Here is an 8422-nt window from a genome sequence, read left to right as displayed (position 1 = left end):
TACGGTCCCGCACCCTCGGCCGCGCGGGTTCGGGTGATCATCGGCCGCGGGTGACCCGCATCGACGACCGTGCGGCGCAGCGTGTCCGCGACGGCGTCGGCCCGGCTGTCCGGCACCAACGCGATCACGCAGCCGCCGAACCCGCCGCCGGTCATGCGGGCGCCGAAGGCCCCCGCCCGCACCGCGGTATCAGCGATCAGGTCGATGTGTTCGGTGGTGATGTTGAAGTCGTCGCGCATGGAGACGTGCGAGGACGTGAAGATGCGTCCGGCTTCGACGAAGTCCGAATCGCTCAATGCGGCAACGAAATCCAGCACCCGGCCGTTCTCGGTGAGGACGTGGCGTGCGCGACGGGCATCGATCGTGGCGCGGACCACGTCCAGCTCCGCGCGTCCGCGGTCCCAGACGTCACGCAGCGACGAGGCCCCCAGGTCGGCGGCCGCTCGCTCGCACGACGCGCGCCGTGCCGCGTAGTCGCCGCCGGCGTGACGATGGCGCGCCCGGGAGTCGATCAGCAGCAGGCTCACCCCGCTCGCTTCCGGGTCGAAGGCCGCAGGCGTCACGGTGACGTCGCGAAAGTCGATCAGCAGCGCCGTCGACGGCGCCCCGAACAGCGATGCCAGCTGGTCGAGCAAACCCGTTGGGGCGCCGACATAGTCGTTTTCGGCGCGCTGGGCCAGCCGCGCCCGCTCGGTCAGGTCGGCGGGCGCGCCGCCGGCGGCCGACGCGATCGCACCCAGCACCGCGCATGCCAGCGCCGCCGAGGAGGACAGGCCCGATCCCACGGGTACGTCGCTGGTGATCGACATGGTGCCGCCGGGCACCGGGTGGCCCGCCTCGCGCAACGCCCACATCACCCCGGCGACGTAGGCGGCCCAGCCGTCCACCCCGCCGGGAGCGGTGCGCAGCGGAATGCGCACCGCGCCCTCGGCGCGATCGCTGCGCACGGTGATCGCGTCGCCGCCGTCGGGAGTGAAGGTCGCGACGGTGCGCTGGGGTAGCGCGATCGGCAGCGCGAACCCGAGGTTGTAGTCGGTGTGTTCGCCGATCAGGTTGACCCGACCGGGGGCGGCATACCGAACGGTCATCGAAGCTCCCGCAGCCGCTTCGCCACAGCCTCGGGGGTGACGTCGCTGATGAACGCGTCCATCGCCGATTCGGAGGCCGCCAGGTACTTGAGCTTGGTCGCGCTGCGCCGGATCGACATCAGCTCGAGGTGGAAGTAGCCGTCGGCCTGGGCTTCGGTGTCGGCGAACTGGTGCAGCGCCGAAATGTAGGGCAAAGGGGCCGAATACATCCGGTCGAAGCGCCCTAGCAGGTCGAGGTAGATCCGCGCCAACCCGTCGAGTTCGTCGTCCTCGAGCTCGACGAGGTTGTGCACGAACCTGTTCGGGTAGATGTGAACCTCGACCGGCCAGCGCGCCGCGAACGGCACGAACGCGGTGAACACCTCGGTGCGCGCGACGATGCGGCTGCCGTCGGCGACCTCGCGCGCCAGCAGGTCGGCAAAGAGGTTGCCGCCGTGGTTCTTTCGGTGCTCACGCGCGCGGTCCAGCATCGCGGCGGTCCGGGGCGTCAGGTAGGGGTAGCCGTAGATCTGGCCATGCGGATGCGCCAGCGTCACCCCGATTTCCTCACCGCGGTTTTCGAAGCAGAACACCTGCTCGATGCCCGGTGTGGCCATCAGGTCGGCGGTGCGGTGCCGCCACGCGTCGATGACCAGCCGGGCGTGGGCGGGTGCCAGCTCGGCGAAGGACCCGGTGTGGTCGGCCGAAAAGCAGATCACCTCGCAGCGGCCGCGCGCCGGGGCGGACACGAAGCCGGCACCGGCCGGCACCGGCGCCGGCTGCCCGACGCCGGCCAGGCTCGGGAACCGGTTCTCGAAGACGACGACGTCGTAGTCGGGGGCGGGCACCTCGCTGGTCAGCCCGGTGGGGCCCGGGCACAGCGGGCACTGGTCGGCCGGCGGCTTGTAGGTGCGGTCCTGGCGCAGCGCCGCGATGATCACCCACTGCCCCGTCGAGCGGTCGAACCGCAACTGCGACCGGTCGGGATCACGCTCCGGCAGCGGCCTGCGATCCTCGACGGGCGCGGGGCGGTGCCCGGGCAGCGCGAAGAACAGCAGGTCGCGGCCATCGGCCAGCTTCGCCCGCGTCGGCGCCATGATGTCGAAGACTAGCTTGGGGTGGTCTGTCGAGCAGGCGAGAGGGGTCAGAAGATAACCGTTGACTACGAACGCGCCCGCAACTGGTGGGCCGGGTCCGATCCCGGGCTGCTGCGGCTGCGCATGGCCACGCGGACGACCGCCGCGCTCGGCTGTTCGCTGCTGATCATGTACCTGCTGACGCGGGCGACCGGACAACCGCTGACGGTCGCGCTGCTCGGCGTCGTCATCACGATGGTCGCGTCGCGATCGGTCAACGAACCCGACCCACGCCGCCAACGGGTCACGATGGCGCTGCTGCCCGTGCCCGCCGCGCTGTCGATCACCGCCGCCGCGCTGCTCGCGCCCCACCCCGTCGCCAGCGACGCCGCCTTCGTCGTGATCGTCTTCACCGCGGTGTACATCCGCCGCTTCGGGCCGCGCGGCAGGGCGCTGGGCATGGTCGCGTTCATGTCCTATTTCTTCACTTTGTATCTGCGGGCGCGCATTTCGGAGTTGCCCTGGATGATCGGGGCGGTGCTGGTGGGGACGCTATGCACCTTCGTCATGAGCGCGTACGTCCTGCCCGACCGGCCGGAGCGGGTGCTGCGTTCCACCGTTCGCGCGCTGCGCGCCCGGATGGCCATCGTGGTCGACACCACCGCCGAAGCGGTCCGCACCGGCCGGCTCGACGAACGACGTCGCCGCCGCATGCGCGCCCGCACCATCCGGCTCAACGAGACCGCCCTGATGGTGCAGGACCAGATCGAAGACAAAGCACACCCCGCCGAGATGTGGCCCGGGGTGACCAGCGAGCAGCTGGCGCCCTGGCTGTTCGATGCCGAGCTGTCCATCGAATGGGTCGCCACCGCCGGCCGTCGCGCGGCGGTCACCGCCGACATACCCGCCGCCACCCGCGCCGAACTGGTCGGGCTCCTGGCCCAGCTGGCGCGGGCGATCCGCACACCGCAGGCCGGCGGCCTCGCGCTGGCCGCGGACCGGGCGCAGCGGACCCTCGAAGCGCCCTGCGACGTCGCCGTACGCCGCCTCGCCCTGGCAATCGTCAACGCCGCCAACGCAACCGCCGAAATACGGGCGATGGTCGAGCGCGCCGCCGGGGCGGCGCCGCCGGCGGTCGAGGCCGGTGACCCGGCCGGCGGGGACGCCGCGGAAGCGCCGCAGGACGGCGGGCTGCGGCCGACCACGCGGCAGGCCATTCAGGTGTCGGTCGCCGCGTCGTTGGCCATCGTCACCGGCGAATTGGTGTCACCCGCCCGCTGGTACTGGGCGGTGATCGCGGCGTTCGTGATTTTCGCGGGGACCAACTCCTGGGGCGAGACGCTGACCAAAGGCTGGCAGCGGCTGCTGGGCACCATGCTCGGCGTGCCCAGCGGTGTGCTGGTGGCGACGCTGGCCTCCGGGAACACCACCGCCTCGCTCGTCGCGATCTTCGTGTGCCTGTTCTGCGCCTTCTATTTCATGACGGTCACCTACAGCTTGATGACCTTCTGGATCACCACGATGCTGGCGTTGCTGTACGGCCTGCTCGGCCAGTTCTCGTTCGGCGTGCTGATGTTGCGCATCGAGGAAACCGCGATCGGCGCCGTCATCGGTGTGGCGGTGGCGATCCTGGTGCTGCCCACCAACACTCGGACCACCATCCGCAACGACACCCGCGCCTTCCTGACGGCCCTGTCCACCCTGGTCGAGACCTCCACGGCGACGATGTTCGGCGAGGAAGCCGCGAGTCCCACCGAGCAGGCGCGCCAACTCGACCGGGCGCTGCAGCAGTTCCGGGTCAGCGCCAAGCCGCTGTTGGCGGGCGTGGCCGGCCTGGCCGGCCGGCGCAACATCCGGCGTGGTCTGCGGATATTCGCCGCCTGCGACCGTTACGGGCGCAGCCTGGCGCGCAACGCCGAGCAGTACCGGGGTGCCGGATCAGAAAGAGCGGCAACGGAATTCATGACGGCCGCGGCACGAACCCGCGCCAACATCGACGCGCTGGTCGCGGTCATCGACGGCGCCGACGGGGTGACCGTCAACTCCGCGACCGACGAGCTCGACGCCGCGGAGACCGCGGCGCGGCAGCAGGACGGCGAGGGCGAGCTGCGGCCCGACACCCGCCGCTTCCTCACCGCGGTGCACGCGCTGCGCCAGATCGAACGGGCGATCATCACCGCGGCCACCATCCTCGGCGTGCGCGACAGCCTGAAGACGCCCGCCCCGGCGCCGGGCTGAGGCTCACACGTCGTCGACGCCGCTCAACGCCTGACGGGCTGATTCTTGGGCGCGACCGGCGTTGTCCAACAGCCGATCCAGCGCCCGCGGCCACCAAAGGATTTCGACAACGAAGAAGACGACGATCAGCCAGGAAACGGCGGCGACCCGGGCCGTCGCATAGAAGCTGTCGATCACCGCAAGGACGAGAACCGCCGTGCCACCCAGCCACACCAACCACTGCCCACGGCCCGCTTTGGCGCCGGCGTCGCGCAAGGCGCCGGCATACTCGATGGCCGCCGGTGCCAGTCGCGCCTCGGCGACGTGCTCACCGCGGCGCACCGCGGAAATGACCGCGACGCGTTCGTCGGGACGAAGGCCGGTTCCTGCCGGCCACGCCCGGCCCATTTGCCGAGCCATGGTGGCCCCGCTGAAAACGCTGATCACCACGAACACGACCAGGGCGCCCGGCATCACCCCGGATTCGGCGAATACCAAGGCGGCCAGGAACACACCGACCGGGACGCCCGCGAATACCGCTCGACACATGCGGCCACCGCGCCAGACCCACCCGGGCATCACGAGCATGATGCGATTGTCCCCGACGGCGGCACGGCTACCATCTCCCTAGCGCCCAGAAGCCAAACTGAGGAGAAATCCCATGGCCGCCCCGAACCTCCCGCCCGGCTTCGACTTCACCGATCCCGACATCTACGCCCACGGGCTTCCGGTGCGGGAGCTGGCCGAGCTGCGCGCGACCGAGCCGGTCTGGTGGAACGAGCAGCTGCCCGGCGAAGGCGGTTTCGCTGACGGCGGCTACTGGGCGGTGACCAAGCACCGCGACATCCGCGACGTCTCGCTGCGCAGCGACGTCTTCTCCTCGGCGGCGAAGTCGATCGTCCCCCGCTACCGGGAAGACGTGGCGGCCGGCCAGATCGAGGCGGGCCGGGCCTCGATGATCATGATGGACGATCCCGAGCACAGCCGGCTGCGCAAGGTCGTCTCGCGGGCGTTCACGCCGCGCGCGGTCGAGCAGCTGCGCGCCGACCTTTCCGAGCGCGCGGAGCGCATTGTGACCGAGGCCGCCGCGGCCGGCTCGGGCGACTTCGTCCGCCAGGTGGCCTGCGAATTGCCGCTGCAGGCCATCGCCGGCCTGCTCGGGGTGCCGCAGGAGGACTACCTCAAGCTGTTCGACTGGACCAACAACATGATCGGCACCGACGACCCGGAGTTCACCGCCAACGACTCGCTGACCTCGGCCGGCGAATTGATGTGGTACGCCATGCAATTGGCGGCCCAAAAGCGGGAAGACCCTGGCCCCGACATCGTCACGACGCTGGTTGCGGCCGACGCCGACGGCCAGTGCCTGTCGGAGGCCGAGTTCGGCATGTTCGTGGTGACACTCGCCGTCGCCGGCAACGAGACCACCCGCAACTCGATCACGCAGGGCATGATGGCCTTCACCGAGTATCCGGCGCAGTGGGAGCTGTTCCGGGCGCAGCGACCCAAGACCGCCGCCGACGAGATCATCCGCTGGGCCACACCGATCACCGCGTTCCAGCGCACCGCCTTGCAGGACACCGAGCTCGGCGGCGTGCGAATCGGCAAGGGCCAGCGGGTCGTGCTGTTCTACCGGTCGGCCAACTTCGACGAAGAGGTCTTCGACGATCCGTACACCTTCGACGTCCTGCGCAGCCCGAACCCGCACCTCGGCTTCGGCGGCACCGGCGCGCACTACTGCATCGGCGCCAACCTGGCGCGCATGACGGTCGACCTGATGCTCAACGCGATCGCCGACCGCCTTCCCGACCTGGCCTCGGTAGGCGAGCCGGAGCGGCTGCGATCGTCATTCATCAACGGCATCAAACACTGGCAGGTCGACTACGGCACCTGCCCGCGCTAGCGGCATGCGGATCGCGATCAGCGGCGCCGGCGTCGCCGGGGCGGCCCTGGCGCACTGGTTGCACCGCACCGGCCACACCCCGACGCTGATCGAAAAGTCGCCGCACTTCCGAACCGGCGGCTACATGATCGACTTCTGGGGCGTCGGCTACCGGGTCGCCCAACGCATGGGCATCGAAGACCCGGTCCGCGCCGCCGGATACGACATCGAGTGGCTGCGCTCCGTCGGCCCGCGCGGCGAGGTCAAGGCGGACGTCGACGTCGCGGTCTTTCGGCGCATGATCGGCGACGATTTCACCAGCCTGCCCCGGGGCGACCTCGCCGCCGCGATCTACGCCACGATCGCAGACCGCGTGGAAACGGTCTTCGGGAACAGCATCGCCGGCGTCGACGAGCACGGCGACGGTGTTCGGCTCACCTTCGAGTGCGGCGCGCCACGCGATTTCGACCTCCTGATCGGCGCCGACGGGCTGCACTCCAACGTGCGCCGCCTGGTCTTCGGGCCCGAACGGGACTACGAGCACTACCTGGGCTGCAAGGTCGCGGCGTGCGTGGTCGACGGCTACCGGCCGCGCGACGAGCTGGTCTACGTCACCTACGCGACCCCGGGCCGCCAGCTGTCGCGGTGCGCGCTGCGCGGCGACCGCACCATGTTCCTGTTTATCTTCCTCTCGGGGCACGACGACCCCGGTGGCTCACCAAAAGACCAGCTGCGCAACGAGTTCGGCGATGCGGGGTGGGAGAGCCGCCAAATCCTGGCGGCGCTCGACGACAGGAACGACCTGTACTTCGACGTCGTCAGCCAGATCCGCATGGACCGCTGGTCGCGCGGCAGGGTGCTGCTGATCGGCGACGCCGCCGGCTGCATCTCCCTGCTCGGCGGCGAGGGCACCGGCCTGGCGATCACCGAGGCCTACGTGCTCGCCGGCGAACTGGCCCGCGCGAGCGGCGATCATCGCCGGGCGTTCGACGCCTACGAAGCGCGCGTGCGTCCGTTCATCGCGGCCAAGCAGGCCGGCGCGGTGCGCTACATCCCGTTCTTTGCCACCAGGACCCGCTTCGGGCTGTGGTTCCGCAACGTGGCGATGCGCGCCATGAACTTTTCGCCGCTGGCAACGCTTTTCGCCGGCGGGGTGCGCGATGACTTCGAGTTGCCCGATTACGGGTTGTAGCGGGATAGATTGAAGGCATGACCGAACCCGGTGCGACCCGCGTGGCGGTCTACCTCGACTTCGACAACATTGTGATCTCGCGGTACGACCAGGTGAACGGGCGCAACTCGTTCCAGCGCGACAAGGCCAACGGGCTCGAGCAGCACCCCGAGCGGCTGGCCCGCGCCACCGTCGACGTCGGCGCGATCATCGATTTCGCCTCGTCGTTCGGGACGCTGGTGCTCACCCGCGCCTATGCGGACTGGTCGGCCGACGTCAACGCCGGGTACCGCGGACAGCTGGTGGCCCGGGCGGTCGATTTGGTGCAACTGTTCCCCGCGGCGGCCTACGGCAAGAACGGCGCCGACATCCGGCTCGCGGTCGACGCGGTCGAGGACATGTTCCGGCTGCCCGATCTGACCCACGTGGTGGTCGTCGCGGGCGACTCCGACTACATCGCGCTGGCGCAGCGCTGCAAACGCCTCGGCCGGTACGTGGTGGGCATCGGGGTCGCCGGCGCGTCGAGCCGTTCCCTGGCGGCCGCCTGCGACGAGTTCGTCATCTACGACGCGCTGCCGGGTGTCCCGGTGTTCGAGCCCGAATCCGACTCCGAGACATCCACGCCGAAGAAACGCAGCGGGCGCTCCAAGGCGGCCAAGCGCGAGGAGCCGGAGGAGACACCCGACCCGCAGGCCGCGGCCACCGCGCTGTTGACACGCGCGCTGCAGATCGGCCTGGAGAAGGACGACGTCGACTGGCTGCACAACTCGGCGGTCAAGGCGCAGATGAAGCGGATGGACCCGTCGTTCAGCGAAAAGTCTTTGGGATTCCGGTCGTTCAGCGATTTTCTGCGTTCGCGGTCCGACGTCGTCGAGCTGGACGAGAGTTCGACGACCCGGATGGTGCGGCTGCGCGCCACCGACTGAGGACCGCCATACGTTTCTTTCTGTCTGTATGGCGTCTGCGGCCTGATGTCGTTGACAGGCGCGCACCGTGGCCATACATTGAG

Annotated in this window: 7 protein-coding genes; 4 read left to right on the top strand and 3 right to left on the bottom strand. The window is 69.9% G+C overall.

Features of this window, described 5'->3' with window-relative positions; all coding sequences use genetic code 11:
• Positions 1-1088: galactokinase (locus AC5Y4Z_RS19880; protein WP_499966370.1), on the bottom strand; the 1088-nt coding region annotated here is incomplete at its 3' end.
• Entirely contained in the window at positions 1085-2164 is a 1080-nt protein-coding gene (galT, locus tag AC5Y4Z_RS19875; RefSeq protein ID WP_499966369.1) for a galactose-1-phosphate uridylyltransferase, read from the bottom strand. The genes galT and AC5Y4Z_RS19880, both read right to left, overlap by 4 nt.
• 123 nt (positions 2165-2287) lie before the next feature.
• On the opposite strand from galT, the gene AC5Y4Z_RS19870 reads away from it, so the two are divergent.
• Positions 2288-4381, top strand: a complete 2094-nt coding sequence (locus tag AC5Y4Z_RS19870) for an FUSC family protein (RefSeq protein ID WP_499966385.1) — start codon at positions 2288-2290, stop codon at positions 4379-4381.
• Positions 4382-4384: 3 nt separating this feature from the next.
• Here AC5Y4Z_RS19870 and AC5Y4Z_RS19865 read toward each other — a convergent pair whose 3' ends face one another.
• Complete coding sequence (locus tag AC5Y4Z_RS19865) at positions 4385-4948, bottom strand: hypothetical protein (protein WP_499966368.1); 564 nt, start codon at positions 4946-4948, stop codon at positions 4385-4387.
• A 73-nt stretch (positions 4949-5021) separates the two neighbouring features.
• Between AC5Y4Z_RS19865 and AC5Y4Z_RS19860 the strand changes: the two genes are divergently transcribed.
• The 3 genes from AC5Y4Z_RS19860 to AC5Y4Z_RS19850 are packed head-to-tail and all read left to right on the top strand — an operon-like array spanning position 5022 to position 8339.
• A complete protein-coding gene (locus AC5Y4Z_RS19860) occupies positions 5022-6263 on the top strand; it encodes a cytochrome P450 (protein WP_499966367.1) in 1242 nt (413 codons plus the stop codon).
• 4 nt (positions 6264-6267) lie between these two features.
• Positions 6268-7434, top strand: coding sequence for an FAD-binding domain (locus AC5Y4Z_RS19855; RefSeq protein ID WP_499966366.1), 1167 nt, complete (start codon positions 6268-6270; stop codon positions 7432-7434).
• Between the two features lie 17 nt (positions 7435-7451).
• Positions 7452-8339, top strand: coding sequence for an NYN domain-containing protein (locus AC5Y4Z_RS19850; protein ID WP_499966365.1), 888 nt, complete (start codon positions 7452-7454; stop codon positions 8337-8339).
• Positions 8340-8422: the final 83 nt, after the last annotated feature.

It is taken from the genome of Mycobacterium sp. NGS63, from assembly GCF_059812295.1.
The sequence above is the reverse complement of the archived record's forward strand: the minus strand, read 5'-3'. Positions and strand labels throughout refer to the sequence as shown.

Bases quoted from the DNA above. Each gene is read 5' to 3' on its own strand.
- galT (WP_499966369.1), bottom strand. From the start codon at position 2,164: ATGGCGCCGACGCGGGCGAAGCTGGCCGATGGCCGCGACCTGCTGTTC.
- AC5Y4Z_RS19870 (WP_499966385.1), top strand. From the start codon at position 2,288: ATGGCCACGCGGACGACCGCCGCGCTCGGCTGTTCGCTGCTGATCATG.
- AC5Y4Z_RS19865 (WP_499966368.1), bottom strand. From the start codon at position 4,948: ATGCTCGTGATGCCCGGGTGGGTCTGGCGCGGTGGCCGCATGTGTCGA.
- AC5Y4Z_RS19860 (WP_499966367.1), top strand. From the start codon at position 5,022: ATGGCCGCCCCGAACCTCCCGCCCGGCTTCGACTTCACCGATCCCGAC.
- AC5Y4Z_RS19855 (WP_499966366.1), top strand. From the start codon at position 6,268: ATGCGGATCGCGATCAGCGGCGCCGGCGTCGCCGGGGCGGCCCTGGCG.
- AC5Y4Z_RS19850 (WP_499966365.1), top strand. From the start codon at position 7,452: ATGACCGAACCCGGTGCGACCCGCGTGGCGGTCTACCTCGACTTCGAC.